This is a genomic window from Mesorhizobium sp. M0244 (genome assembly GCF_040321795.1).
Lineage (GTDB): Bacteria > Pseudomonadota > Alphaproteobacteria > Rhizobiales > Rhizobiaceae > Mesorhizobium.
Genome location: NZ_JAMYSE010000005.1, coordinates 123,763 through 148,781 on the forward strand (window position 1 = coordinate 123,763; position 25,019 = coordinate 148,781).

A 25,019-nucleotide genomic window follows, 5' to 3' on the forward strand; every position below is an offset into this window, starting at 1 on the left:
ACCGTCGATTCCAATGCCACATCCTGCGATGTTGATCATCTTTCTGCCTTGCAGGTTCTCACGCCGGCGGCGCGATTAGCACCTGCTTCGTCTCGCCACTGCAATCGCAGCCTCCTGCTGCCGCAAGCGCTCGATCTTCGCACTCTGGCGGGCAGTGACAGCAGAGGCGATACGCCGCCCTCCCCATAGCCAGTCCGGAATATCGGTGTGGACGACTTTGCCGCGAGCGATGGCTGTTGCCGACATTTCGTCGGCGACCGCGCCCATCGCGACGTTGAGTTCGACGCAACTCATCGTCGCGTATTTCGCGGCATCGAAGGATGCAGGCAAAGGCGATGCGCAACTTCCGACAAACATGAGGCTGCATATCAGAGGCGTGGCCGTGGAGATCGCCTTCATTCTCTTATCAAACACGTTGACGCCGGACGGGCGAATTTCGGAGGGTTCTCGATCTCGGGCCGCGAAGCGCTCCCGAAGTTCTGCGTAACTGAAGCATGTGAATCTCTACAATACTCTGTCCGGACCGTCCTATTTGTCTTCGAAGAATTCCGAGAGAAGCGCTGCGGTCTTGCCCGGGTACTCTTCCGGGAAAAAGTGCCCGCCTTGGACAGCGCGTCCTTCAACTCTGTCGGCCCATTTTCTCCAGATAGCCAGCGGCCCGCCTTCTTGCGTATACCAGTTCTCCAGGCCGCCTTCGCCACTCCATAGCGCCAATAGCGGACACTCGATGCGACGACCGTTTGCCTGGTCTAGCGCGTCATGTTCACGATCGATCGTGGCAGCGGCCCGATATTCTTCGCAGATCGCGTGAATATGAGCGGGATCGCGAAGCGCATCAACATAGGCGTCCCTGACCTCTTGGGAGAATATTTTTGCCGACGATCCCCACTGCCCAATCGCATTGTCGACGACGGCATCGGGAGCCGCGCCAATCAGACGCTCCGGCAGGGGCTCCGGCTGGGCAAGAAGGCTCCAGGGCCAGAAGCCGAGCGTCAGTCTGGCATCGGCCCTATCCCATGCGGCGGCGGTTGGGATGACGTCGAGGACGGCGATTCTAGACACCGCATTGGGGTGATCGAGCGCCAGACGATAGGCGACCCGCCCGCCACGATCATGCCCAGCCACCATGAACCGCTCAAACCCTAGTTGCTTCATGGCTTGAACCATGTCGACGGCCATGGCGCGCTTGGCGTATGGGCTGTGGTCGGAGGAGGAAACCGGGCACCCGCTTTGCCCGTAGCCTCGAAGGTCGGCGGCGACCACCGTGAAGCGGGGCGCCAAGGCTACGGCGATATCCCGCCACATCAGATGCGTTTCTGGAAAACCGTGAAGAAACAGCAGCGGCGGACCCGTGCCACCTACCCTTGCGAAAATGGTCGTATCGTCCAGCCGCAAGCTGCTGGCACTGAAACCTGCAAACACCGTCAGCCTCCTCGGCGTCCCTTAGACAAGCTTTAAGGGTACTAACGGTCGCCTGAGGCGAAAACCCCGGCCGCGATGGCCAGGGTTTAAGCCGGCTAATTGCTAGAACCGAAACCAGACCCAAACGCGCCTGCGGAAGCACCGCCTGCGCCGATAGCCATTTCGCCAGTAAACGCGACAGACCCTTCTCCAAGCGCGCCGGCGGCGCCGGCGTGGCCGGTGCCACCGGCGATGATAGACCGGTTGCAACTCTGCTTGAGTATCGTCGTCGTCGAAGGTCTCTATATCCGGCGCCTCGAGTTCATCGAGAATGCCGCTTCTGGCAGCTGGAACGCCGGCCACTGCGTTCATAGGCCGAACTGCGCTCGCAAGGGCGGCGGCCCCGGCAATGCCAAACATTCCTGTCAAAAATAGTCGCCGATCCATGGAAACCTCCCAATCTTCAATCAGCGAGACAACAAGGCTAACGATGGGGAGATAGCGCAGTCGATATAAAAGCCCAGAGCCGCGCGGCGATTGGCGGTGGTCCGATCGGCCGGAGGGCGTCGCCGCCTCCTCGAAATCGATCGACAAACACCCGGAGTTTTTGAATGATGGCGGGCCGTGAACGACGAAGATGGGACCTACGTCTACGCTATGGCTACCTAATTCCACGCTACTGCTCTCTGTTTGTCGCTCGCGTTGCAAGGAGGGCTTGACGGCCATCCTACCAGAAGGTAGGGTAGGGCATGAGCAACTTATCTACCACCTCTGACGACATCCTGGCTTGTGCGCGTTCTCTGATTGTCGCTGGCGGCTACAACGGTTTCAGTTATGCCGACATCTCTGATGTGGTCGGGATTCGTAAGGCGAGCATCCATCACCATTTCCCAAGCAAGGTCGATCTGGTCCGAACGCTGGTTGCGCGGTATCGGGAAGAAGCTGAAGCGGGGATGGCGAATCTCGAACTTCAGGTATCCGATCCGCTCGAACAGCTTCGGTTCTACGCTGGGTATTGGGAAGCCTGCATCGCGGATGCCAGCGCTCCGTTTTGTGTCTGCGCGCTGTTGGCAAGCGAGCTCCCCGTTCTGCCCGAGGAAGTTGGCCTTGAGGTCCGGGCGCATTTCCGCTCCCTGTCAGCGTGGCTGACATCCGTGCTGGAGCGTGGCGCGCGGCACGGCCAACTTCAACTGATGAGTACCCCTCGTGCCGAGGCTGAAGCGTTCATGGCAACGGTTCACGGTGCGATGCTTTCGGCACGGGCCTATGGCGATCCGAAGATATTCGGCGTCGTGACAGGCCCCCTCCTGGAGCGACTCCGCGCTTCTCCCCAGATACGGCCCTAGATCTCAAATAACCATAGCCGTGATCGCTCTGCGACGTTCGTCGAGAGCCTCTACCTACTAGTCGAAAGGACGATCCAATGGCGGTTCACAGTGGCGATCTTTCTCGCGCCAGCCAGGAACAATGGCTCAAGCTCTATTACTTCGCTCGGACAGCGTTCTCGGCTGTCTGGGTGGCGGCTGCCTTTACGGTGGGACAGAATTCCGGAGGGATCGCGGCGGTTTTACTCGTGGCTTATCCTGCATGGGATGCCCTCGCCAATTTTGTCGACGCATCGCGCAGCGGAGGATTGGGACAGAATCGCACGCAGACCATTAACGTCGTGGTCAGTGTGGCGACAACGCTCGCGGTCGTTCTCGCGCTGAAGATGAGCATGAATTGGGTGCTCGGGGTGTTCGGCGTATGGGCGATCCTGTCCGGCCTGCTTCAACTCGGCACCGCAGTCCGCCGTTGGAAGAGCTATGGTGCGCAGTGGACGATGATCCTGAGCGGAGGGCAATCAGCACTGGCAGGTACGTTTTTCATCGTGCAGGCGCGGATGCCGATGCCGCCATCCATCACCAACGTGGCCGGCTATGCCGCAGTAGGCGCCCTCTACTTCCTGGTTTCGGCGGTGTGGCTGAGCGTGAGCCAATTGCGGCGGAAGGCTGTATAGCCCGCCATCTTAAGCCATCACCGACCCGATCAGAGATACTGTCAGCCGCTGGTGTCGGCTCGCCGATCTGTCGACAGAACGGAACGACCCACCCCGTCCTTAGACTGGAAAGGAGACCGATATGTCTGGAATTTCACCACTCGGCTGGGTGGATACACTCGGCAGCCTGCCTGCCTCCGGCTACTCACCCAGCGGGTCGAGGTCGAGGAACAAGGAGGTCCGCATCATGGGGTCCAAGAGCAACGTGCTCCGAACCTTGTGGCGCTCTCTAGCTCCGGCGCAAAATTTGATACCCTGGGCGTGTCCGGAATGGACCCCGTTGAAGTGGCGGAGAGGGAGGGACACTCTCCTCCGGGACTCTGGACCCCTTGCGGCCCTTGACTTCCCGGCCTCCTAGGCCCACCCGTGGGGCACCAATGTGGGGCACCGGGGTTCAAATGGCAGGCCAGCAGCAGCAATACCTTGAATGGCACGGCCAGCAATGGCGTGTCCGCCTGAAGGTCCCTCGCGCCGTCCGCGACCTGATAGGACGTGGCAAGCTCACCCATCCCCTTCACACCTCAGACCTCAAAGATGCCAACGCCCGCAAGTGGCCAATCGTCGCCCGGCTGAAGAGCGTCATCGCGGCAGCCGAGAAGGCGCTGGCCTCGACCGATCCACTTGACGCCGAAGCCCTTCGCAACCGCCTTCACAAGGACGAGCAGGGGACGCAGGACCACATCCTCGACCGCGCCGTCCAGATTGAGGGCACCCATGGGGAGGACCGCGCGAAGGCCTTCTATGATTTGGCGAGTGGCAGGGTGACGCCGCTAGCCGACCAGGCCGCCGCCTTTGCCAAGCACCGGGGCTACCGGATGAAATCAGAAGGGGACTTCATGCGAGCGCTCGGGTGGCTTGGCGATTGGCTTCGGGACAGCAGTCTGCCGGTGGCACTTGAGGCCGTCACTCGCACCCACGCTGGCAAGTTCATCGGGGAAAGCTTGACAGTTGGCAGGAGCGCTCAGAAGGCCACCGCTTACCTAGGCTTCATACGGCAGTACTGGGCGTGGCTCCAGGACAAGGGCCACCTCGCGAACCTGGAGAACCCGTGGGCCGGCCAGACGCTACCAGCCGGCCCCAAGAGGTTGCGCGGAGCGGAGCAGGACACGGGGAAGCGGCCCTTTACGGACGCCGAGGTCAAGACCCTCCTGGCAGGCGACGGCGGCCCGATGCTCAATGACCTTATGCGGGTGGCCGCCCTTAGCGGGATGAGGATCGAGGAGGCTTGCCAGCTTTACGTCTCCGACTGTGCGGGCGACATGTTCAACATCTGGGCGGGGAAGACCGACAACGCCCGCCGCACAGTGCCGATCCACTCCGCCCTTGCCGGTATTGTCCAGCGCCGCACCGAGGGAAAGGCACCTGGAGAATATCTGTTTGACGAGCTTCCACCGCTCCCACCATCCCGCGAGACCCGCTCCGATCCAGCCGCCAAGCGGTTCACACGCTTTCGCCGTGACATGAAGGTGGACGAGCGGCCCAACGAGAAGGCCAAGAGCAACGTGGACTTCCACTCGTTTCGTCGCTGGTTCATCCGGAAGGCGCGGAATGCTCGACTCTCAGGCGACACCGGGTTTGACGAATGGACGCTCACCTGGGTCATCGGCCACACCGACAGCGACCGGGCCAAGAGCCTGGACCTCAGCCAGCACGGCTACGCGGGGCAGGACCCCGAGAAGGCCAAGCGGGCCTTGGTGGAGGCTGTAAAGCTTCCGTCCGGGGCGAGTTGACCCCGCCAAACCGTCCCTCGCCAAAAATCTTCCGTCGCCTAGGGCCACTGTAGTGCGCCACTGGATGCGCTTGGCAATCAGCCAACCCCAGGCCGTGCCTGAAGCGGGCAGTGGCGGAATTGCTCGACGCGCTCGATCCGCAATCTAGTACAGAAAATACCTAGTTTCGGCCACTTGACCGGACATTTCAACCAATCCCATATCACCGCTAGACAGCTCATCTTTCGCCAATGCTCTAGGTTTTACCATGGAATTCCCACGGTATATTTCTGTAGCTTAAGCCATAGGCCATGTCTGTATCGGATACCTTCTATCGCGAGGGTATGTTCTTTGAACAGGTGAATAAGACTACGGTATAGGGCTCAAGGCCCTACTGATGAGCACCAGCTAGTGCGAAACCACATCCACCGCGCCGTCCACCTCCTCGCCCTCCACCAACCGGACGGGACAGCACCCCACCCCCAACTCCCGCAAAGGAACACTGCACATGATGCAGACGAGAAATGCTGCCTTCGAGACCCACCCCTTCATCACGCCCGAGTGGCTCGCCGCTGATCCGGTAGCTGCCCTGGAGACGGCTCCCCCCTGGGTCCGCCTTCACTCCATCACCCGCCCTGAAGAACTGGACGCCGCCCCTGTCGTCAGCATCGCCATGGGTGGGAAGTTCATCATGACCATCGGCCTGACCCTATCGGAGGCCGCCGTCCTCTTTGAAATCAGCCGGTATGGCCACCGAGGCGTCACGAATTCCAACCACACCAAACCCGTCCCGACCATCTATGCCCGCATGAGCTTCCGGGACGCGGCCAGCGACATGATGACTTTCAGCCGCATCCTCTACGGCGCGGAAGAGCATGAGGTCATCAAGCAGGGCCGCATCAAGTCAGACCTGCGCGGAGAGAACCTCCACACGATCCCCGGAGGCAAACCCGATAAAGACGCCCGCAAGACGACCATGCGGCACGTTGAGCGGCTGGCACGGGAGCGGGAAGCCGGAGGCACACTGCCCAAGGGCTTCGACATCCCGGCATACCTTGCCAACATCGAGCGCCTCTTCACCATCGTGGACAGAGAGGCCGGCGGGGATGATCCGATAGCCTTGTTGCCTCTGATATCCCGCGAGACGCCGGCATGGTCGCTTGGCGCGATAACTACGGACGAAACGCTGGAACGCCTCAAGCACGCAGCCTTCACCATCGCCTTCGCCCTCGACATGCTACCGGCTCACGAGGTGCCCAACTTCCTGCGTGACTGGCAAGACCAAAAGCCTTTGAGGCCGTGGCTGGACGGGCTTGAGTACGATCGTCGCATGATGACGGGTGAGCCCCTAGCCACCTTCAACGATCTCGTGGGCGCCTAGCCGCTTCATTGCTGCTGGGGAGGGGGATTAGACCACATCCCTCTCCTCCTCTCATTGGCCACCACGAGGAAGCCTGTCATGACGTACCACGCCACCAAAGACGACATTGAGCGCCGCGCTACAGAACCATCAGGCCGCACTCCACGGCGCTGCATAGTCGTCGATTGCGCACGGCTCACCCAGAGGTCTGCCCGCAACGGCCTTTCGGACCTCCACTGCAAAGCCCATATCGAGCACGCCCGGAGGCATGGGAGCACATGGCGGCGCTCATACCTGATGCGGGAGCTTGAACCTTACCGCCTGGCATCGGCCCGCTGGCTTGCTTCCCGTGGGGCGATGCTCAGGTCATCCGGGTGGTCGCCTCTTTGGACGCGCTGCTCCAAGGCTCAGGCCTGACCGCAACGGCCAAAGCATCCCGATGGAAGGTGCCCGAGGAGAAGGCTCGCATCGTCTTGGCGAGGCTCAGGGAGGCGGGGAAGACCGGCGGGCGGCTCCTTCTCATCACGCTCACCATCAAGGCGACACAGAAGGCGATAGGCCCCAGGGCGAATATGGAGTTTCAACGGGTTCAGATCGCCAAGATGGCGCACCGCCTGGCATCTGGGACCCACATCAGGTCCACGATCTATGGCACCCAGTCCAAGTACCCCCGCGCCGAGGGCAACTTCATGCGCATCCTTGGGAACCTCATTGAGGACATCGCGGGCATCGTGGCGGACAGCGATGCGGTGGATGAGGTCTTGGAACTGGCAGGAACCGGGAGGCGCACATGATGCTATTTGACGACAGGTTGGACAACATGGGGGACGACAGTTCGGTCCCGCAAGGTTCCCGCCCAAGCTGCCGGCCTGCGGACCACAGTGCCGACAGGGACGATGACGATCAGCCAACCAGCCGCGACATCCACCACGACCCGTGGCTGACCCCGGCATGTCCCGCCCTCCAGACCCTCGCCGCCACCGTATTCGAGGACATCGAGCATAACTCCCCCACGCCACCGCGCCAGCGGCGGGACGCAACGGAGCGCCGCAGGGCAATCACCGGGAATCTGATTGCCAGCCTCGCCCTCCTGCTGCTCTATCACCCAGCCGGCACTCGCCTAGCCATCTCCGCGAGGAATGGCCCAACGACTCGCTACGACCGCCCCAGGTTTTCACGCGAGGTGGTCACGAAGCTCATCGGCAGCATGGAGGCATTGGGTCTCATCATTCGGCAGCGCGGGAGGCGTGGCAATCAGCGGTCCACCATCGAGCCGACACCGCGCTTTCGCGACCTGATGGCAGGCCTGAAGCTTGGCACGAGGCCGATTGGGCGGGCGGCGGGAGCCGAGACCATCATCCTCAAGGCTTTCACCGGGAGGGGGCGCAGCAAGCTCCTCCTGGACTACGCCGACACCCCCGAAACAATCGCCATGCGGGCGGACATGACTGCCATTAATGCATTCCTCCGCGAGGCCGACATCAAGCTTGATGGCAGGCCTCCTCCGGTCCCCGTCCTCTTGACCCGCCGCTTCCAGATCGAGCACCCCGATGCGCCCCACACGTTCGACCAACACGGGCGACTCTACGGCGGCTTCTGGATGAATCTTCCGAAAACCCAGCGGCATCTCCTTGCGGTCAATGGCGAAGAGGTGGCGGACCTCGACTTCACCGCCATGTTCCCGCAACTGGCTTACCTTGAGGCTGGCGCAGCACTGTCTCAGGGTGACCCATACAGCGGCATTGAGGGCCTGCCGCGAGCAGCGGCCAAGATGGGTCTCTCCGCGCTGCTGTGTCGCCGTGGGGCCATGCGCCGGCTGCCTAGCGAGGTCCGAGAAGCCGCAGGCAAAGAGTGGAACGCCAAGCGGCTCAGCGGAGCCCTGGCGCAACGTCACCCGGCCATCGCCTCCATGTTCGGCACTGGGCTTGGCCTCAGACTCATGTTCACCGAGAGCCGCATCCTGGTGGAAGCATTGCGCACCCTCATGGAACGGCGCGTGCCGGCGTTGCCGATGCATGACGGAATCATGGTGCCGCGCTCGAAGGCCAATCAGGCGGTGATTGCGATGATCCATGCATCGGAGGAAATTGCTGGCGCTCGGCTGCCTGTCGTTATCAAGGGATGAACTCAACAGTCGGACACACAAACAGCGAAAGGGCAAGAGCTGGACCTAAGCCAGCATGGCTAGGTGGGACCCAGAGAACGCGAAGATGCCCCTTGTAGAAGCCGTGAGTTGCCGTTCTAATAGTTGTCGTCGGTCCCAAATTCGCAGCTTCAGTGAATTGCCGACTCCAAGCAGACGACAACTTGAAAACTCGCTTCGAAATACTGGCGCAGGCTCTTTTGCCCAAGCGACTGGGCTCCACCGTGAGCAACTGAATTCCTCACCGCATAGCACGAGGAAATGCTGGATCGAACGCTTTCGGTCAATAGCCCCTCGAACAGCTTTCCCCACCCAGAATCAAACCGATGCAACAGTTGGGCGATTTGCTCACAGTCGTAGTTCCGGCCGGCTTTGAAATAGTTGCGTAGGAACGCCGAAATCTGAGGGGGTGACCTACGTTCAAGCCGCTCGACAACGGCAATTTCGACGCATCGCTCGAGATTTCCGCAGACAAGCACACTACCCAACTTGCAGAGATATGACGCCTCCTGCTCGTCTAGCTTTTTGTCACAAGCGCGGTTCACAAACTTCTCGAGCGCTGAAAAGCGGGCGTCGATAGGAAGGCCCACTCAGACCCCCGCGAATGCGGCTACCGCCATTGTCCGACGTGTCTTGACCGTCTCATCATCAGCCGTTGCTCTTTCACAAGCTCGCAGGAAAACCGAGTTTGCCAAGAGGCCGTCATAGGCTACTGCTATCGCTTCGTGCTTTGGCGACGCCTTTGCGCCGTCCAGCCTCGCCGCGACGCCCAGCATCACCGCTTCGAAAACGGCCGCATTTAGTACCCGGCTCGGCCGGAAAGCGGAAGTTCCTTTAGCCTGCCAACATAAAGTTATTGAACGTCTGAAGCTGTCCCCAAGGTTAGCTAGTTTGATCGGATCGCAATTGGCGTAATCGGCGGCGAAGGCATTAAGGAAATCGCGCATTGGCCGCTTGTAGTCTGCGCCTCGCTCTCTCATTGCCATAAAGCGCATGATCATCTCTTGGTCCTTCAAGCGATTGTTCATCTTTCCAAACAGTGAGCGCCAGTCCTGATAGGCATTGCATGATCGCACTAGAGACAAAAGCGGGCCGTCGTTGATGCAATTGCGAATCTCTTGCGGTGAAAGCCTAATGCCTCCCGAATTAATCCGCTCAAATACAAAATAGAGACTCCGGTTGGTCTCTTTAGGTTCATCTTGCTGGAAGATTGTGGCGTGAACTACGGCATCGTCTAATTTGAGTTTGTCAGACGTCGCAAGCTCACTGTATGTCTTTCCGCTCCACTCGGGCCGGACACCGACCAATCGGAATTTCTTTTCTCCGAAAAGTTCTGCATAGAAAAATTGAAGTGTTCGGAGCCTCTGTTGTCCATCGACAACTAAATGCCTGTTGGTCTGTGATTCTTTGTAGAGAAATATCCCTGGCACAGGCAGACCCATCAACAATGACTCTATGAAACGGGAGGCGTGTCGCTGGGACCAGACGAATTGACGTTGAAATGTGGGAACGAAGAACGCTTCTGACTTCAGCCGCGAAATAAGCGTATCGACCGGGTAGTCTGCGCCGTAGCTCGTGATTGAGAAAACATCGTTTGACGGCTCCTCCAGTAAACTCTCGTCTTCCACATCCTCAGCTAAGGAAAGCTGATATTCGTCTTCGATTTCGTCGTGTGGCGTGTCGGTCACTGTTGATGCCTCTCAATTCACAAGTGAGTTTCTAGCTGATTGGCGTTACCCATGATAGGAAAACGAAGAGGCATCCCCATTGAATTTTGGGTCACAAATTTGAGACATCCTCTCGTGGGGGGGCGTTGGCGAGCTTCCCCCCGCCCCTCCAGCTGCTGGCCTTGTGCCAGCCCGCCGCTGACCTAGCGCCAACCTGCCCTCCGCAGCACGCGCGTGATCAAGGGTCCGCATCGCAGCGGCACCACATAGACCGCCACGACTGGCCGACGCCTCCGCAGGTGCACTAACTCCCCCCCTATGGGGTAGGGGTGGCCCCTGGTGGCCCTTGGTGCGCTAACAGCGTCGAGGCACGTCCAGGTAAGAGGCCAGCGATCCTCGCGTTCATCGGCCTAGCTGCCAGAGGGGTCTACCTTCAGCCTGACATGATGCCGTGGCATGTGGCCTGCATCGCCAGGCTATAGTGCTGAAAGTGACTGCCTTGAGTACCGGAAAGTCTCAAGGTAGCTCCAGCTGGTAGAGGAGGGAGGGAAGTTACTCCTCGATCAGTCCCTCCACCCAGTTACGATCCAAACGAAGACTCCAGCCGCTCCCTCGCTCCATGCCCGCCGCAGGCCACCGAGGACTTCTTCGCTACTCGAGGTTCCCGTCAGATGGCGCTTCCCAATCTAGCCGCAAGGGTCGATCACGCGAGCGCTCCAATTTACGTGACGGCGGACGGACTTCCCCCCCTGCCACCCAGGCGGATCGAACAGTGCGGCCCTTCGGGGGCGGGGCATCCACCATCTTCGCGTCTTTACAGTCACAACCATCGTTGACATTTGTAATATCCGCCGCTAGAGTCCCCTTGAAGTCGTCGGACGGGGCAACGCAATGAAGCAGTACGTGGTCTATACGCGGGTCAGCACGGAGGAGCAGGGCCGCAGCGGGCTAGGCCTAGAGGCCCAGGAGCGCGACATCGGCATCTACCTGGAGACCTTCTCCGAGGTCCCGTGGGAGGTCATCGGGCGCTTCCAGGACGTGCTCTCAGGCAGCAGTGACGACAGGCCACAGTTGGCGGAGGCCATCAAGCTGGTCCGGGCCACGGGGGCGGAGCTTCTGGTGGCCAAGCTGGACCGCCTAAGCCGGGACGTGGCCTTCATCGCCACCCTCATCAAAGACAAGAAGGTCCGCCTCAGGGTGGCCCAGATGCCGAACGCCGACCCCTTCCAGCTCCACCTCTATGCCGCCTTGGCGGAGCAGGAGCGGAAGTTCATCTCGGAGCGCACTAAGGCGGCCCTCAAGGCGGCCAAGGACCGGGGGGTCAAATTGGGTGGCCTGAGGGACAAGACCATGAAGCGCAACGAGGCGATACAGAGGAAGGCGAAGGCCGAAGCGGAGAAGGCCATGAGGATAATCGGCCCCTTGCGCAGCGCCGGCCAGACCCTGACCGCCATAGCCGACACGATGAATGACATGGGGGCCAAGACCTCACGGGGAGGCAAGTGGTCCGCGACTCAGGTAATGAGGGTCATCGATAGGACCGCGTGACCGGGAGGGGAGCCGGGGCAATGTTCGGCAGCATCAAAAGACTACTAGGCCGTAAGGAGACCGGCGTGGGCTCACTGGCCGAAAGCTTGGTGAGGCCTATGGCCTTGCTCATGGCCTTAAAGCAATCGTCCGATGAGTACGCCGTCAGTGTTCGTAAGGGTCTGTCACAGTTCCCGGCCCACCGTCGCAAGGACTCCAATGTCGAGGCCATCTGGCGGGATGTGGTCTCGGAGGTCTTCGTCCGCATGACGATGTTTGGGGACTCGGACCTTACCATCCTGGCCGACTTCAGGCGGCAACCGGAGGTGCTGGAGCGGTTCCTAACTGACCGGCCCTACCTTTCGATGCCGCAGCCAAACGGCGATCAACTAGACCAGACCATTCAGGCCGTCTGGCAGGGGTACGTCTACTTGGCCAAGATAGGGGAAGAGACACTCGACCGAGAGAGCTCCCAGTTCGATCTGTCGAAGCGGGGAAAGGACATCATTTCCGATCTGGTGAAGCGGGCCGAAGCCCTCAGAGCCACTGCTGTCAATCCAGGTGCAACGGGTCTGCCGATATGTTTCATTGAGGCCGTCTATGAGGATGTGAACCGGAAGGCGAAATCGATCGCCCTTTCTGCAATGTTCGGGCCAGCGTATGAGAGCGGCATCAGCCACATGATCAAGCTTGTCGCCGACAGCGGCTCTAAGGCGGACGTTGGCAAGGTGGAGGACAGCATCCGGCGCATCATGAACGCCACCACCCCAGACGACATTCGAAAGCCGCGCTAGCGCACGATGGCAAATGAACCCTTCTACCTCATCGATGAGGCACCGGTAGTCGCAGCGCACGATCGGATGATTGCCGACAGCACAGACTTGTTGGCGCATCAGAGGATGATCGATGCCGCGCTCGACACTATCGACGAGCTAATCAGAGCCACGCCTTATGACACCCGCGACGATCTGGTTGCCCTTAGGCTGGCCACCAGATGCTTCAACGATGCGGCGGCGGCCCTGCGCCTAGTGCGCTGTGGCTACTTCCAGCCATCCTTGGCGATGATCCGAGACATGATGGAATGCAGGCTTCTGTTGGACCTCTTCAATCGGCAACCTCAGCGCTTGGCGGAATGGCATACGCTCCCTGAGGCCGACCGCAAAGCCAGGTTTTCTCCGCCGAAGGTCCGCATAGCGCTGGAGGCTCTCGACGGGACCAAGGGCAAGAAATACCAGGAGGATTACAGCATGTTCTCCAAGTTCGGTGCCCATCCGACGCCGGAAGGTTTCACCGTCATCTCTCCGAACAACATGACCAACATCGGAGCCTTCCCGGACATGCGGCTCCTAACCGCGATCCTCGAAGAACTGGTACGTGAGTTGATCCAGGCGGTGGAGGTCATAAGTGGCCATGCACCTAACGATGCTCCTCGTGTCGTCGGTGCGAAGATTGACTATTTGCAGCGGTTGAGGCCGTGGCGCAAAGAGTACAACCTCTAGCAGCACCGCGCGTTTGGGGCACCAGCGTGGGGCACCGCAATTCGGAGTGCCTCTAGAAAGTGCTAAGAAATCAGTAGCTTAGAGGGAGGTAAGCATACTGGCGGAGAGGGAGGGATTCGAACCCCCGATGGGCTTGCACCCATGCCGCATTTCGAGTGCGGTGCATTCGACCACTCTGCCACCTCTCCGCGGTCATGGTCCGCCGTTGCCGGCGCGGCGCACTAGATAACGGCTGGACAGGCAGGTTACAAGGGCCAATCTGCCCCGGCGCCGCAGCTTCTGTCCGCGCTTCCTTCGAGGCTCCGGTGGCCCGCTGCTCGATATTTCCCGGACTGGGCTCAACCCATTCGCAGCTTGCCCGCGGCGCTTGCCTTGACTCAAGCCGAACCTTCGGTTAGGGACAGCGCGCAATCGGCGTGGAGGGATCTTCCGCGCCGCTTGTTTTTTGAATCCGCAGACTGACAAAAAGACGGCCGAACCGCCTGAGGCGGTTCATCAAGGCCGACCGAACAGCGAAAGGCAAAAAATGTTCGCAGTCATCAAAACGGGCGGCAAGCAGTATCGCGTTGTCGCCAACGATCTTCTGAAGATCGAAAAACTCGAAGCCAATGTCGGCGACATCGTCGAGATCGGTAGTGTGCTCGCGCATGGCGAGGGCGAGAACGTCACATTCGGTGCGCCGTTCGTCGATGGTGCGACGGTCACCGCCGAAGTCGTCGAGCAGGGCAAGAACCGTACCGTCATCGCCTTCAAGAAGCGCCGCCGGCAGAATTCACGCCGCAAGATCGGCCATCGCCAGCTTTTGACCACCGTCAGGATCGCCGAGATCCTGCTGGGTGGCGCCAAGCCGGCGAAGAAGGCCGCCGCCAAGACCGAAGCGAAGGCCGAGGTTGCAGCCAAGACCGAGGCGAAGGCTGATGCCGCGCCGAAGGCCGAAGCGAAGGCAGAGGCTGCGCCAAAGAAGGAAGCCAAGGCCGAGGCAGGCGCCGCCGCCGCGCCGTTGTTCAAGGCGCCGAAGGGCGAGCCGGACGATCTGACCGTGATCAAGGGCATCGGCCCGGTCGCCGCCGGGCAGCTCAACGAACAGGGCATCGCCACTTTCGCCCAGATCGCCAAGCTGTCCGACAAGGATGTCGCCAAGATCGACGAGCACATGCCGTTCAGCGCCGACCAGATCAAGGACTGGCGCGAGCAGGCCAAGGAATTGGCGAAGAAGTAGAACGAACCGGCGCAATCGTCGCCGGATCGGACTTGAAACGGAACGCGAACGCGTTCATAAGATCGTTTAGGCGCCTCGCGGCGCATCGGAGTAGTTAGATGGCACACAAGAAAGCTGGCGGATCGTCGCGCAATGGTCGCGACTCCCATTCCAAGCGGCTCGGCGTGAAGAAGTTCGGCGGCGAAGCCGTGATTCCGGGCAACATCATCATTCGTCAGCGTGGCACGACGTGGCATCCCGGCACCAATGTCGGCATTGGCACGGACCACACGCTGTTTGCGCTCGAAGCTGGCGCAGTCACCTTCAACAAAAAAGCCAATGGCCGAACCTACGTATCGGTGAACCCGATGACGAAGGCAGCGGAGTAGCCGGTTCCGCACGAGAACACCGGCACCCATCTCGGGAACCGGTGTCTGGCCAAGCCAGGAAATGGATCAGGGGAGATGGGTTTCCATCTCCCCTTTTTCTTGTGCCTGGAGGACTTTGACATGGTTGCCGAAGCGGAAGACTCAGACGACGAAAGTTACGCGATAGATTGCCCCGTCCTGGTCACCGAGCGGCTGGTCATGCGTGCCCCGCGTGAAAGCGACATCGAGCAATTGGTGGCGCTCGCCGACAACCGCCATGTCGCGGAAATGTTGGCCCGCATGCCGCATCCCTATGGCGAGGCCGAGGCACGCGCCTTCCTCGCCATGACAGCATCGCGCCGAGCGGGAATCGCCTATGCGCTGACGCTGGCTGGCACCGAGACCTTCGTCGGCTGCGCCGGGCTCAACACCACGGATCGCGGGCTGGAGCTCGGGTACTGGATCGGCGAGCCGTACTGGAAACGCGGCTATGCGACTGAGGCAGCGCACGCACTGGTCGACCTTGCCTTCCAGAGAACCACGATCCAGGTGCTGCACGCCTCGACGCGGGTCATCAATCCGGCCTCGCGCCGGGTCATCCACAAATGCGGCTTCCAGTATGCCGGCCAGGGCATGCTGAACTCGATCGTTGCCGGCCAGGTGCCGGTCGAGCGCTACCGCCTTGATCGCAAGACCTGGACCAGCCTCAGGAACTGGGTGCACTTTTGATCGGCGCTGCTCACGCCATCTCGACCCAGACCGGCACGTGGTCGGAGCCGACCGCTTGCCGGTCGACCCACAGGCGGTTTAGCGATTTGGCGAGCGAGGCGCTGGCAAAGACATAGTCGATGCGCTTGTGGCGGCTTGCATCATCCGGCCGCTTGGGGTCGACCCAGGTGATGAGATCGGCGCCGGCAGCGCCGAGGCGCGCGGCGGCATCGACGGCGAGGTCGGCGGTCACCGGCATGCCGAATTCATGGTCAGGCTGGCCGGCGAGTTCGACATATTCCGGCGATCCGGCCAGCATGTTGAAGTCGCCCATGACGACGAAGGCTTCGGGATAAGGCAGGTCCGGCAAGCCGATCTCGGCGACGCCGGAGAGCCCACCGCCCTCAAGCGGGTAGTTCAACAGGCGTTGGCGCAGAAAGCGGATCTGGCTCAGCCGTTCAACGGGGCTGCGGTGGTCGAGATGGGTGGAATAGAAGCGGATGAAACCAAGCGGCGTTTCGATCAGCGCCTCCAGTGCGCCGCGCTGGAAGTTCATCGCTTCGAAACTGCGGCTGCGCGGCAAAAGGAGATTGCGCGACAGATGGATCGGCGTTCTCGACAGCACCATGTTGCCGAGCTGGAAGGTGGTCGTGATGGCTCGGCCGTTCTCCAGACGCGAGCCGGCGTCGGCCTCGAAATTGCTGCCGTAGACGGCAAAATAGTCGGGCAGTGCCTCGCCGAGCTCGGCCACCATGTCGCGGCCGCCATTGTTGGGATTGGCGCGGGTGACCTCCTGCAGCGCGATCACGTCGGCGCCGCGCACGGCATCGGCGATGCGGCCGGCATCATAGCGGCCGTCGAGACCGATGCCGTAGTGGATGTTGTAGGTTACCAGCTTCATTGCGACTCCGGCCATGTTCATAAACAGCCCTCGCCCTTCGCCCTGCCTTGGTTTAGAGCAGTGCCGAAGGTTTAGAGCAATGCCGCAAGGCCACTAGCAGAAACTCAGCAATCCGATGAAATTTCTCGATCAAGCCAAAGTCTACATCCGCTCCGGCGACGGCGGCGCCGGTTCGGTGTCGTTCCGGCGCGAAAAGTTCATCGAGTTCGGCGGTCCGGACGGCGGCGACGGCGGCCGCGGCGGTGATGTCTGGGTGGAGGCGGTCAATGGACTGAACACGCTGATCGACTATCGCTATCAACAGCATTTCAAGGCCAAGACCGGGACGCACGGCATGGGCCGCGACATGACCGGCGCCAAGGGTGCCGACGTGACGCTGAAAGTGCCGGCCGGCACGCAGGTCTTTGCCGAGGATAACGAGACGCTGATCTGCGATCTGACCGTCGTTGGCCAGCGCTTCCTTTTGGCCAAGGGCGGCAATGGCGGCTTCGGCAACCAGCATTTCAAGACCTCGACCAACCAGGCCCCGCGCCGCGCCAATCCCGGCCAGCCGGGCGAAGAGCTCAACATCTGGCTCAGGCTCAAGCTGATCGCCGATGCCGGCCTGGTCGGGCTGCCCAATGCCGGCAAGTCGACCTTTCTGGCGGCGGTCACCGCGGCCAAGCCGAAGATCGCCGATTATCCCTTCACCACGCTGCATCCCGGCCTTGGCGTGGCCCGCATTGACGGTCGCGAATTCGTCATTGCCGATATTCCGGGCCTGATCGAAGGCGCGCATGAAGGTGTCGGCATCGGCGACCGCTTCCTTGGCCATGTCGAGCGCACGCGTGTCCTTCTACATCTTGTCTCGGCGCAGGAAGAAAATCCGGCCGATGCCTACAAGACCGTGCGTGCCGAGCTCGAAGCCTACGGCAATGGGCTGACCGACAAGGTCGAAATCGTCGCGCTTTCCCAGGTCGACATACTCGATGCCGACGCACGCAAGAAGAAGGCCGCCTCGCTGAAACGCGCGGCCCGCCGCGCGCCGATGCTGCTTTCGGCAGTCACCGGCGAAGGCGTCGAAGCAGTGTTGCGCGCGCTGATGGCTGTGGTGGCGGAGGCGCGCGAAGCTGTCGCTGCGCCGGTCGAGACGCGCTGGAACACATAGCCATGGCCGCGCAATCGCTGAAAAATTATCGGCGCATTGCCGTCAAGATCGGCTCGGCGCTGCTTGTCGACCGCACGACGGGCCTGAAGCGCGACTGGCTGGCCTCGCTTGCCGGCGACATCGCCGTGCTGGCCAATAGCGGCGCCGAAATTCTCGTCGTGTCTTCCGGGGCGATTGCACTCGGCCGCACCATCCTCGGCCTCGGCAAGCGGGCGCTGAAGCTCGAGGAGAGCCAGGCTGCTGCTGCCGTCGGGCAGATCGCCTTGGCCGGCGCCTGGTCGGATGCGCTCGGCAAGAATGGCTTGAAATCGGGCCAGATCCTGCTGACGCTCGGCGACACCGAAGAGCGCCGCCGCTATCTCAACGCGCGGGCGACGATCTCGACACTGCTCAAGATGAAGGCGCTACCGGTCATCAACGAGAACGATACGGTGGCCACCTCCGAAATCCGCTATGGCGACAACGACCGGCTGGCGGCGCGTGTCGCCACCATGATGGGCGCCGATCTTTTGGTGCTGCTTTCCGACATTGACGGGCTCTACACGGCGCCGCCGGCGCGCGACCCGCAAGCCCGGTTCATTCCGGTCGTCGACCGCATCACCCCCGACATCGAAGCGATGGCGGGTGCCGCCGCTTCGGAATTGTCGCGCGGCGGCATGCGCACCAAGCTCGACGCCGGCAAGATCGCGACCGCCGCCGGCACCGCCATGATCATCACATCAGGCACGCGGCTGTCGCCGTTGCTGGCAATCGAGCGCGGCGAGCGCGCCACCTTCTTCCGGCCGAGCGCCAATCCGGTCAAGGGCTACAAGACCTGGATCGCCGGGCAGCTCGAACCGGCGGGACGGCTGACCGTCGATGCCGGCGCCATCGGCGCGCTGCTCTCCGGCAAGTCGCTGCTGCCGGCCGGCGTCAAACTGGTCAGCGGCAATTTTGCGCGTGGCGACACGGTGGCGATCTTGTCGCCCGAGGGCCGCGAGATAGCGCGCGGGCTGGTTGCCTATGATGCCGCCGATGCCGTAAGGATCGCTGGCCTGAAGACGACCGAGATCGAAACCGTGCTCGGCTACGAGGCGCGTTCGGCGATGATCCACCGCGATGACCTTGTGGTGAGCGGCGCGACCGACTGAGAAAGGGCTCCATGCACGCTACTTGCGGGGTTCAGGCGGCCATTTAGGCGGGTTGCGGTATCTTTCCTCAACGTCGCGTTTAGTTCTCAGCAACTCGCTGCAGCCTCCCAGTTCTGCTTCGATCCCAGCCTTGGCTCGTCGATCCACCTCGATTTGGGAAATGTCCTTGTCGTCCCCGGCGACGACATCGCGAATAAGCCCGTCGGTCGTTGTTATTTTCGCACTTGTATCCTCCTTCGTCCTTTTTTCTATTTCCGCTTCAAGCCGAGCCCGCGGCCCACATCCATGGAGCTCCTCGACAACGACGGCAATCCGAGAGGGCGGTGTCGCCGGTGCGCCGCAGTAGCGTTCAGCAAAAGCAAGTTGCACCATCAAGCTGTACGCAATCAAAGCCATCCCGTCGGGGCTCTCGCCAGGCTCGAACTTGTCGTCGCAGTAGTCGGCGGCGTGAAGGCCTGTCGGCAGGAGCATCGCGCCGACAGCAACGAGAATTATGAAGCTCTTCATTCTACTCCCCCAGATTTGCGGCCATTGCCGCGAAGGCCGGCCGCGTGTAAATCCACCAAGCTTCACCGGAGCGGTCAGATGCTGAACAAACACAAAGGCGAAGATGTAGCCAGTTTGATGGCACGGACGGGCCGTAAGGCCCGCGCCGCCGCCCGACCGCTGGCCATCGCCACCACCGCCGCCAAGAATGCGGCGCTTCTCGCCATGGCCGACGCGGTCGTTTCCCGTGAGCAGGACATTCTTGACGCCAATGCCATCGATGTCTCGAATGGCCACGAGTCCGGGCTTTCCGGCTCGTCCATGGACCGGCTGAAGCTGGATCCGGCGCGCATCCGCGCAATGGCCGACGGTATTCGCGAAATCGCCGCACTCGGCGATCCGGTTGGGGATGTCATCGCGGCTTGGGACCGGCCGAACGGCCTGCATATCGAACGGGTGCGCACGCCGCTCGGCGTCGTCGGCGTCATTTACGAGAGCCGGCCGAACGTTACCGCGGATGCTGGCGCGCTGTGCCTCAAGGCGGGCAATCCAGTAATCCTGCGCGGCGGCTCGGATTCACTCAATTCTTCCGCCGCGATCCACGCTTGCCTGGTCGAAGGGCTGGAGGCAGCCGGGCTGCCGCAAGATGCCATTCAGCTTGTGCCGACCACCGACCGCGCCGCCGTCGGCGAAATGCTGAAAGGGCTTTCCGGCAATCTCGAGGTCATCATTCCGCGCGGCGGGCGCAGTCTGGTCGAGCGTGTGCAGAACGAGGCGCGGGTGCCGGTCTTCGCGCATCTCGAAGGCATCTGCCATGTCTATGTCGACCGCTCAGCCGATCTCGGCATGGCGGTCAAGATCGCCGTCAACGCCAAGATGCGGCGCACCGGGGTGTGCGGTGCCGCCGAGACGCTGCTGGTCGACCGTGCCGTCGCGTCGACGCATCTGGTGCCGATCCTCGAGGCACTGCGGGCGGCAGGGTGCGAGATCCACGCCGATGCCGAGGTGCTGAAACATTACGCCGATGCCCGGCCCGCGACCGACGCCGACTGGGTGACCGAGTATCTCGACGCGATCATCGCGGTGAAGCTGGTCGACGGGATTGGCGGCGCCATCGAGCATATCGAGAATTTCTCCTCGCATCACACCGAGGCGATCATCGCCGAGGACGCCACAGCGGTCGACCGGTTCTTCAACGAGATCGATTCGGCGATCCTTCTGCACAACGCCTCGACCCAGTTTGCCGATGGCGGCGAGTTCGGCATGGGCGCCGAGATCGGCATCGCCACCGGCAAGATGCATGCACGCGGGCCGGTCGGCGTCGAGCAGCTGACCTCGTTCAAATACCGCGTACGCGGGTCGGGACAGGTGAGGCCTTGAGCGCCGGTCTTACCCTCCCCCTTGTGGGGAGGGTGGCGAGCATCGCGAGCCGGGTGGGGGTGCGACGCTGAACTCTGCAACACCCCCACCCCCCACCGCTTCGCGGCACGCACCCGCCCCGGGCGGGGGGGGGGAGGGGGGCTCGCGGGGGGGGTGGGGTGGGGCCGCGACGCTGAACTCTGCAACACCCCCACCCCGCTCCGCTTCGCGGATCGACCCTCCCCACAAGGGGGAGGGTAAGGAATCCGTATCCTCCCACTATCTGCACATGCCGCATGCCGGGAAAGGCGTGGCGGTCGGGCTGTTCGGTGGTTCATTCAACCCGCCGCATGCCGGCCACGCGCTGGTCGCCGAGATCGCGCTCAGACGCCTTGCGCTCGACCAGTTGTGGTGGATGGTGACGCCCGGCAATCCGCTCAAGAATGCCGGAGACCTGGCGCCGCTGGCCGAGCGGCTGCAGCTATCCGAAAAGATCGCCAAGAACCCGAAGATCAAGGTCACCGCCTTCGAGGCGGCCCACCGCGTCCGCTTCACCGCCGACACGCTGGCGCTGGTCAAGGCGCGTAACCCCGGCGTCGATTTTGTCTGGATCATGGGCGCCGACTCGCTTCGCGACTTCCACCGCTGGCAGCGCTGGCGCCGCATCGTGATGACGTTCCCGATCGCGGTGGTCGACCGGCCAGGCGCGACGCTGTCGTTCCTGTCGTCGGTGGTCGCCAAAACCTTCGACTATGCCCGCGTCGACGAAGGCGACGCACCGCGGCTCGCCCGCATGACGGCGCCGGCCTGGACCTTCATCCACGGCCCGCGTTCGTCGCTGTCGTCGAGCGCGATCCGCAAGGTGGCAAAGGGCTGAACCGGCGCGGAAGGCAAGTCCCGGTGATGTCGCTTTTGCGGCTGCCTTGACCTGCTTGATGGGCGATCCTCGGTCATGACGATTCTCGAGCGCGACCAGGACAAGAACGGTCTAGGGCAGCCGGCGCCGTCGATCGCCATTGCCAGCATCCTTTTGTCGATGGCGCTGATCGCCGTCGGCAATGGGCTGATGTTCGCCTATATCCCAGTCCGGCTCGGCGCCGAGGGCTTCGATCCGACATGGGCGGGGCTGATCGTCACCGGTCTTTCGGCCGGCGGCCTTGCCGGCTGTATCCTGACCGGGCCGCTGGTGCGGCGCGTCGGTCATGCCCGCGCATTCATGGTGCTGTCGGCGCTGATCGTGCTATCCAACGCCGCCGTAGGCGCCGGGCCGCATCCATTGCCGTGGATCGCTGCACGGGCGCTCTACGGCTTTGCCATTTGCGGACTATTCATCGTCGCGCAGAGCTGGCTGAACGATGTCATCGACAACGCCATCCGCGGCCGGGTCATGGCTACCTTCTACGTTGCCTATGTCGCCGGCCTCGGCGTCGGCTATTCGACGCTGGCGTTGGTCGATATCCGCGCGGCCGACGCGCCGCTGATCGGCATCGTCTTCACCGCGCTGTCGATCCTCCCCGTCGGGCTGACGCGGCTTGCGCAGCCACCGTCGCCGCAAGCAGCGTCCGTGGCGCTCGGCCGGGCCTGGCGGATTTCGCCGGTCGGCGTTGCCGGCATGCTTGCCGTCGGCGGCCTGTCGATGACGATTTCGGGTTTTGTGCCAATCCATGCCACGGCCAAGGGCTACAGCCAGGCCGACGTCGCATTGCTGCTTTCGGCGATGCCGGTCGGCACGCTGATCCTGCAGATTCCGCTCGGCTGGATTTCCGACCGCACCGACCGGCGCTTTGTGCTGATCGCAGCGTCGGCACTTGCCGCAGCGGCAGGCCTGTTTGCCTTGGGTTTCGACGGCGGCGCGCTGGCGGCGCTGCTCGTCATCTACGTGGTCTGGGACGGCGCCTCGGAATCGATCTATTCGCTGGCCAGCGCCCATGCCGGCGACCGCGCCGGCAAGGACGATATGGTGGCGCTGTCGAGCTCGCTTTTGTTTGCCTGGTCGTTGTCCGGCTTCGTCGTGCCCGGCATTGTGACCGGGCTTTCCGCCATCTACGGCACGCAGACCTTCATTTATGTGGCGATCGTCATTGCCGCCGCCTATTGCCTGTTCGTTCTCTGGCGCGTCGTCATGGTGCGGCCCGTGCCCGCCACCGAGACCGGCAGTTTCGCGCCGATGACGGCGCAGGCGCCGTTGCCTGTCGATCTCGCCTTCGCGCCCGAAGATCAGCGCGGGCGCGGAGAGCTTTGAGGGGCATCCTGCCAGCTGGCTGCAACGCTCTATTGCTGCGTGGCTGAGGCCTCCGGCTGCGGCGCTTGCGGCGCCGGCGCCGGAATTGAAAGACCTTCGGCATCGAAGGCCTGCTTGACCCCTTTGGTGAGGTCGATCTGGGCGGCGAAGAAATCGGCAGCCGCCGTCCAGTAGCGTAAGGTGATGGCGACGTTGCTGTCGCCGACAGTCGCGACAAAGGCGATCGGCGCCGGCTGCCGCCTGACGCGCCTTTCGGCGGCGGCGACGCCGAGCATGGTCTTTTGCGCGAAATCGATGTCGTTCCACGAGCCGATGCTGAGCGTGATGTCGCCGCGACGCACACCGTTGCGGGTGAAGTTGCGGACCGGCTGGTTCCATAGGGTCGAGTTGGGCGCAAGCACGTAGACGCCTTCGACCGTCCTCAGCGTGGTAGCGAATAGCCCGATCTCCTCGACGGTGCCGGATATGGCGCCGACCTCGACATATTCGCCGATGCGGAACGGCCGCAGCGCCAGGAGCATGATGCCGGCGGCAATGTTCTGCAGCGTGCCTTGCAGCGCCAGGCCGATGGCCAGGCCGGCGGCACCGATGGCGGCAATGATCGAAGCCGTCTGCACGCCGAACTGGCCGAGAACCATGATCACGACAAGCCCCAGAATGGCGTAGCGGACGACCTGCGAGAAGAAATGGCGGAGCGTTTCGTCGAAGCCGCTGATATGGCCGAGGCCGGCATAGATCGAACGCTCGGCGAGGCCGGCGACGATGTAGCCGATGACCAGCAGGATGACGGCGCCGACCGCCGAAAGCGAGTAGGAGACGATCAGCGTACTTAGTTGCGCAAGGCCGGATTGCACGGTGAGGAGGGCGTTCTGGGGATCGATCGGCATGTCGGGGATTCCGGTTCATGGATGAGCCGACAACCGCTGCGGGGCGAGGCGGTTCCGATTTCTCGCCTGGAAAAGCCGCAATGCGGCACGACATTCGGCCGTTACGAGATGTCGGTTTGCGAGCGCCGTCTTGAAACTGCAACGCAACTCTGCCTATCTAAGCAGTGTCACCTGATTTTAGGGGTGATTTGGTTGTTCTTGCTGCGAAAGGAAATACACTGAGAACAGCACTGCGGAAGAAGGCCGACATCGTGCCTTCGCCGGCCGGGATCAGCGTAAACGACGCCGTGTCCCGCGCCATCAAGACAGTCCTTGCCAGTCTGGAAGACTCCAAGGCCGAAAATATCGTCTCAATCGACATTCAGGGAAAATCGAGCCTCGGCGACTACATGGTCGTCGCGTCGGGCCGATCGCACCGTCATGTCTCGGCTGTCGCCGATCATCTCCTCAAGGCGCTGAAGGATGCCGGGCTCGGCACTGCGCGCGTCGAGGGGCTGGCTGGCGCCGACTGGGTCCTGATCGATTCGGGCGACATCATCGTCCATGTCTTCCGTCCCGAGGTCCGCGACTTCTACAATCTCGAAAAGATGTGGCAGGCGCCGGATCTCGAGGAAGACACCCTCCACTGAGCCGTATTTGTCTTGATGCATGTCGTTGTCCGACATGCATCAGCGGCTCTTCGAGACAGGGATGAAGATTACCGTTCATGCCGTGGGCCGAATGAAAGCCGGCCCCGAGAAGCAGTTGGCCGATCGCTATTTCGAGCGCTTCGCCAAAAGCGGCCCTGCTGTAGGCCTCGAATTCGCCGGGATCGCCGAGATTGCCGAAGGCCGGGCGCAGACGGCCAATGAGCGCCGGCGCGAGGAAGGCCAGAAGCTGCAGACGCACTTGCAGCCCGGCACGGCGCTGATGCTGCTGGATGAGCGCGGCAAGAACCTTTCCTCCGAGGATTTCGCCGGCCGCATAAGCTTCCTGCGCGATGGCGGGCGCAAGGCGCTGGTGATTGCCATTGGCGGCGCCGACGGCCATGACCAGTCGCTGCGCGACCTGGCTGATCTGACGGTGTCGCTCGGCGCGCTGACCTGGCCGCATCAGCTGGTCCGCGTGATGCTGGGCGAGCAGCTTTACAGGGCGGCCACAATCCTTTCCGGCCATCCCTACCATCGTTCATGAAGCCGGCTCGATCAGCGAATTGACGCCAGCCGCCCGGATTTTTGCCCCAATGCTCACAGAGGTTTGCGGATGGCGG

26 protein-coding genes and 1 tRNA gene are annotated in these 25,019 nt (G+C 62.1%); 19 read left to right on the forward strand and 8 right to left on the reverse strand.

Going from position 1 to position 25,019, the window contains the following annotated elements:
- Nucleotides 1–75 precede the first annotated feature (75 nt).
- Both NKJ08_RS06500 and NKJ08_RS06505 read right to left on the reverse strand, forming a co-directional pair.
- Nucleotides 76–399, reverse strand: coding sequence for a hypothetical protein (locus tag NKJ08_RS06500; protein ID WP_352522934.1), 324 nt, complete (start codon nt 397–399; stop codon nt 76–78).
- 129 nt (nt 400–528) lie between these two features.
- Nucleotides 529–1,422, reverse strand: a complete 894-nt coding sequence (locus tag NKJ08_RS06505; protein WP_352781543.1) for an alpha/beta fold hydrolase — start codon at nt 1,420–1,422, stop codon at nt 529–531.
- Between the two features lie 728 nt (nt 1,423–2,150).
- On the opposite strand from NKJ08_RS06505, the gene NKJ08_RS06510 reads away from it, so the two are divergent.
- From NKJ08_RS06510 to NKJ08_RS06535, 6 genes are all read left to right on the forward strand, one after another.
- A complete protein-coding gene (locus NKJ08_RS06510; RefSeq protein WP_352781544.1) occupies nt 2,151–2,747 on the forward strand; it encodes a TetR/AcrR family transcriptional regulator in 597 nt (198 codons plus the stop codon).
- A 77-nt stretch (nt 2,748–2,824) separates the two neighbouring features.
- Nucleotides 2,825–3,400 (forward strand): DUF308 domain-containing protein, encoded by a 576-nt coding sequence (locus NKJ08_RS06515; RefSeq protein ID WP_352522931.1) that lies wholly within the window; start codon nt 2,825–2,827, stop codon nt 3,398–3,400.
- A gap of 437 nt (nt 3,401–3,837) precedes the next feature.
- Nucleotides 3,838–5,169, forward strand: coding sequence for a DUF6538 domain-containing protein (locus NKJ08_RS06520; protein WP_352781545.1), 1,332 nt, complete (start codon nt 3,838–3,840; stop codon nt 5,167–5,169).
- 487 nt (nt 5,170–5,656) lie between these two features.
- Nucleotides 5,657–6,529, forward strand: a complete 873-nt coding sequence (locus NKJ08_RS06525) for a hypothetical protein (RefSeq protein WP_352781546.1) — start codon at nt 5,657–5,659, stop codon at nt 6,527–6,529.
- 365 nt (nt 6,530–6,894) lie between these two features.
- Nucleotides 6,895–7,302 carry a hypothetical protein gene (locus NKJ08_RS06530; protein ID WP_352781547.1) on the forward strand — a complete coding sequence of 136 codons (408 nt, stop codon included), beginning with the start codon at nt 6,895–6,897 and terminating at the stop codon, nt 7,300–7,302.
- A complete protein-coding gene (locus NKJ08_RS06535) occupies nt 7,299–8,633 on the forward strand; it encodes a hypothetical protein (protein WP_352781548.1) in 1,335 nt (444 codons plus the stop codon). The genes NKJ08_RS06530 and NKJ08_RS06535 overlap by 4 nt, the downstream gene beginning before the upstream one ends.
- Nucleotides 8,634–8,782: 149 nt before the next feature.
- On the opposite strand, the gene NKJ08_RS06540 is transcribed toward NKJ08_RS06535, so the two are convergent.
- Nucleotides 8,783–9,241: a HEPN domain-containing protein gene (locus tag NKJ08_RS06540; protein WP_352781549.1), complete on the reverse strand. Its 459-nt coding sequence runs from the start codon at nt 9,239–9,241 to the stop codon at nt 8,783–8,785.
- Nucleotides 9,242–10,339: a GmrSD restriction endonuclease domain-containing protein gene (locus tag NKJ08_RS06545; protein ID WP_352781550.1), complete on the reverse strand. Its 1,098-nt coding sequence runs from the start codon at nt 10,337–10,339 to the stop codon at nt 9,242–9,244.
- 870 nt (nt 10,340–11,209) lie between these two features.
- Here NKJ08_RS06545 and NKJ08_RS06550 point away from each other — a divergent pair.
- From NKJ08_RS06550 to NKJ08_RS06560, 3 genes are read left to right on the forward strand one after another with little or no spacing between them, the layout of a single operon-like run.
- The gene (locus NKJ08_RS06550) at nt 11,210–11,866 is read left to right on the forward strand and encodes a recombinase family protein (protein ID WP_352781551.1); all 657 of its coding nucleotides are present in this window, start codon (nt 11,210–11,212) and stop codon (nt 11,864–11,866) included.
- A gap of 20 nt (nt 11,867–11,886) precedes the next feature.
- The gene (locus NKJ08_RS06555; RefSeq protein ID WP_352781552.1) at nt 11,887–12,639 is read left to right on the forward strand and encodes a hypothetical protein; all 753 of its coding nucleotides are present in this window, start codon (nt 11,887–11,889) and stop codon (nt 12,637–12,639) included.
- Nucleotides 12,640–12,645: 6 nt separating this feature from the next.
- Nucleotides 12,646–13,344 (forward strand): hypothetical protein, encoded by a 699-nt coding sequence (locus NKJ08_RS06560; RefSeq protein WP_352781553.1) that lies wholly within the window; start codon nt 12,646–12,648, stop codon nt 13,342–13,344.
- A gap of 98 nt (nt 13,345–13,442) precedes the next feature.
- Here the strand turns inward: NKJ08_RS06560 and NKJ08_RS06565 are convergent.
- Nucleotides 13,443–13,532 (reverse strand) — tRNA-Ser (locus tag NKJ08_RS06565).
- A gap of 338 nt (nt 13,533–13,870) precedes the next feature.
- Between NKJ08_RS06565 and NKJ08_RS06570 the strand changes: the two genes are divergently transcribed.
- The 3 genes from NKJ08_RS06570 to NKJ08_RS06580 all read left to right on the forward strand — a co-directional run bounded on the left by NKJ08_RS06570 (nt 13,871) and on the right by NKJ08_RS06580 (nt 15,639).
- A complete protein-coding gene (locus NKJ08_RS06570) occupies nt 13,871–14,563 on the forward strand; it encodes a 50S ribosomal protein L21 (RefSeq protein WP_352522930.1) in 693 nt (230 codons plus the stop codon).
- Between the two features lie 98 nt (nt 14,564–14,661).
- Nucleotides 14,662–14,931 (forward strand): 50S ribosomal protein L27, encoded by a 270-nt coding sequence (rpmA, locus tag NKJ08_RS06575; protein WP_023678077.1) that lies wholly within the window; start codon nt 14,662–14,664, stop codon nt 14,929–14,931.
- Between the two features lie 120 nt (nt 14,932–15,051).
- Complete coding sequence (locus NKJ08_RS06580; protein ID WP_352522929.1) at nt 15,052–15,639, forward strand: GNAT family N-acetyltransferase; 588 nt, start codon at nt 15,052–15,054, stop codon at nt 15,637–15,639.
- 10 nt (nt 15,640–15,649) lie between these two features.
- On the opposite strand, the gene NKJ08_RS06585 is transcribed toward NKJ08_RS06580, so the two are convergent.
- Nucleotides 15,650–16,519, reverse strand: a complete 870-nt coding sequence (locus NKJ08_RS06585; RefSeq protein WP_352522928.1) for an endonuclease/exonuclease/phosphatase family protein — start codon at nt 16,517–16,519, stop codon at nt 15,650–15,652.
- A gap of 115 nt (nt 16,520–16,634) precedes the next feature.
- Here NKJ08_RS06585 and obgE point away from each other — a divergent pair, with 115 nt between their 5' ends.
- Both obgE and proB read left to right on the forward strand, forming a co-directional pair.
- Nucleotides 16,635–17,666 carry a GTPase ObgE gene (obgE, locus tag NKJ08_RS06590; protein ID WP_352781554.1) on the forward strand — a complete coding sequence of 344 codons (1,032 nt, stop codon included), beginning with the start codon at nt 16,635–16,637 and terminating at the stop codon, nt 17,664–17,666.
- A 2-nt stretch (nt 17,667–17,668) separates the two neighbouring features.
- Entirely contained in the window at nt 17,669–18,796 is a 1,128-nt protein-coding gene (proB, locus tag NKJ08_RS06595; protein WP_352522926.1) for a glutamate 5-kinase, read from the forward strand.
- Between the two features lie 18 nt (nt 18,797–18,814).
- On the opposite strand, the gene NKJ08_RS06600 is transcribed toward proB, so the two are convergent.
- Nucleotides 18,815–19,303, reverse strand: a complete 489-nt coding sequence (locus NKJ08_RS06600) for a hypothetical protein (RefSeq protein WP_352522925.1) — start codon at nt 19,301–19,303, stop codon at nt 18,815–18,817.
- A 78-nt stretch (nt 19,304–19,381) separates the two neighbouring features.
- Here NKJ08_RS06600 and NKJ08_RS06605 point away from each other — a divergent pair, with 78 nt between their 5' ends.
- The 3 genes from NKJ08_RS06605 (at nt 19,382) to NKJ08_RS06615 (ending at nt 22,883) form a co-directional block, all read left to right on the forward strand.
- Nucleotides 19,382–20,662, forward strand: coding sequence for a glutamate-5-semialdehyde dehydrogenase (locus tag NKJ08_RS06605; RefSeq protein WP_352522924.1), 1,281 nt, complete (start codon nt 19,382–19,384; stop codon nt 20,660–20,662).
- A gap of 268 nt (nt 20,663–20,930) precedes the next feature.
- Nucleotides 20,931–21,518: a nicotinate-nucleotide adenylyltransferase gene (locus tag NKJ08_RS06610; RefSeq protein WP_031212055.1), complete on the forward strand. Its 588-nt coding sequence runs from the start codon at nt 20,931–20,933 to the stop codon at nt 21,516–21,518.
- 75 nt (nt 21,519–21,593) lie between these two features.
- A complete protein-coding gene (locus NKJ08_RS06615; protein WP_352522923.1) occupies nt 21,594–22,883 on the forward strand; it encodes an MFS transporter in 1,290 nt (429 codons plus the stop codon).
- 29 nt (nt 22,884–22,912) lie between these two features.
- Here NKJ08_RS06615 and NKJ08_RS06620 read toward each other — a convergent pair whose 3' ends face one another.
- A complete protein-coding gene (locus tag NKJ08_RS06620) occupies nt 22,913–23,770 on the reverse strand; it encodes a mechanosensitive ion channel family protein (protein ID WP_352522922.1) in 858 nt (285 codons plus the stop codon).
- Nucleotides 23,771–24,021: 251 nt separating this feature from the next.
- Between NKJ08_RS06620 and rsfS the strand changes: the two genes are divergently transcribed.
- Nucleotides 24,022–24,399 carry a ribosome silencing factor gene (gene rsfS, locus NKJ08_RS06625; RefSeq protein ID WP_352522921.1) on the forward strand — a complete coding sequence of 126 codons (378 nt, stop codon included), beginning with the start codon at nt 24,022–24,024 and terminating at the stop codon, nt 24,397–24,399.
- A 61-nt stretch (nt 24,400–24,460) separates the two neighbouring features.
- The gene (gene rlmH, locus NKJ08_RS06630; RefSeq protein ID WP_352522920.1) at nt 24,461–24,943 is read left to right on the forward strand and encodes a 23S rRNA (pseudouridine(1915)-N(3))-methyltransferase RlmH; all 483 of its coding nucleotides are present in this window, start codon (nt 24,461–24,463) and stop codon (nt 24,941–24,943) included.
- Nucleotides 24,944–25,019 lie beyond the last annotated feature (76 nt).

What these genes read in the sequence shown, in the direction of transcription:
- rlmH (WP_352522920.1), top strand. Translation starts at nt 24,461, where the DNA reads ATGAAGATTACCGTTCATGCCGTGGGCCGAATGAAAGCCGGCCCCGAG.
- NKJ08_RS06560 (WP_352781553.1), top strand. Translation starts at nt 12,646, where the DNA reads ATGGCAAATGAACCCTTCTACCTCATCGATGAGGCACCGGTAGTCGCA.
- rpmA (WP_023678077.1), top strand. Translation starts at nt 14,662, where the DNA reads ATGGCACACAAGAAAGCTGGCGGATCGTCGCGCAATGGTCGCGACTCC.
- NKJ08_RS06555 (WP_352781552.1), top strand. Translation starts at nt 11,887, where the DNA reads ATGTTCGGCAGCATCAAAAGACTACTAGGCCGTAAGGAGACCGGCGTG.
- NKJ08_RS06510 (WP_352781544.1), top strand. Translation starts at nt 2,151, where the DNA reads ATGAGCAACTTATCTACCACCTCTGACGACATCCTGGCTTGTGCGCGT.
- NKJ08_RS06600 (WP_352522925.1), bottom strand. Translation starts at nt 19,303, where the DNA reads ATGAAGAGCTTCATAATTCTCGTTGCTGTCGGCGCGATGCTCCTGCCG.
- NKJ08_RS06620 (WP_352522922.1), bottom strand. Translation starts at nt 23,770, where the DNA reads ATGCCGATCGATCCCCAGAACGCCCTCCTCACCGTGCAATCCGGCCTT.
- NKJ08_RS06535 (WP_352781548.1), top strand. Translation starts at nt 7,299, where the DNA reads ATGATGCTATTTGACGACAGGTTGGACAACATGGGGGACGACAGTTCG.
- NKJ08_RS06580 (WP_352522929.1), top strand. Translation starts at nt 15,052, where the DNA reads ATGGTTGCCGAAGCGGAAGACTCAGACGACGAAAGTTACGCGATAGAT.
- NKJ08_RS06585 (WP_352522928.1), bottom strand. Translation starts at nt 16,519, where the DNA reads ATGAAGCTGGTAACCTACAACATCCACTACGGCATCGGTCTCGACGGC.
- NKJ08_RS06520 (WP_352781545.1), top strand. Translation starts at nt 3,838, where the DNA reads ATGGCAGGCCAGCAGCAGCAATACCTTGAATGGCACGGCCAGCAATGG.
- NKJ08_RS06615 (WP_352522923.1), top strand. Translation starts at nt 21,594, where the DNA reads ATGACGATTCTCGAGCGCGACCAGGACAAGAACGGTCTAGGGCAGCCG.
- NKJ08_RS06610 (WP_031212055.1), top strand. Translation starts at nt 20,931, where the DNA reads ATGCCGCATGCCGGGAAAGGCGTGGCGGTCGGGCTGTTCGGTGGTTCA.
- obgE (WP_352781554.1), top strand. Translation starts at nt 16,635, where the DNA reads ATGAAATTTCTCGATCAAGCCAAAGTCTACATCCGCTCCGGCGACGGC.
- NKJ08_RS06550 (WP_352781551.1), top strand. Translation starts at nt 11,210, where the DNA reads ATGAAGCAGTACGTGGTCTATACGCGGGTCAGCACGGAGGAGCAGGGC.
- NKJ08_RS06500 (WP_352522934.1), bottom strand. Translation starts at nt 399, where the DNA reads ATGAAGGCGATCTCCACGGCCACGCCTCTGATATGCAGCCTCATGTTT.
- NKJ08_RS06605 (WP_352522924.1), top strand. Translation starts at nt 19,382, where the DNA reads ATGCTGAACAAACACAAAGGCGAAGATGTAGCCAGTTTGATGGCACGG.
- NKJ08_RS06515 (WP_352522931.1), top strand. Translation starts at nt 2,825, where the DNA reads ATGGCGGTTCACAGTGGCGATCTTTCTCGCGCCAGCCAGGAACAATGG.
- proB (WP_352522926.1), top strand. Translation starts at nt 17,669, where the DNA reads ATGGCCGCGCAATCGCTGAAAAATTATCGGCGCATTGCCGTCAAGATC.
- NKJ08_RS06525 (WP_352781546.1), top strand. Translation starts at nt 5,657, where the DNA reads ATGATGCAGACGAGAAATGCTGCCTTCGAGACCCACCCCTTCATCACG.
- NKJ08_RS06570 (WP_352522930.1), top strand. Translation starts at nt 13,871, where the DNA reads ATGTTCGCAGTCATCAAAACGGGCGGCAAGCAGTATCGCGTTGTCGCC.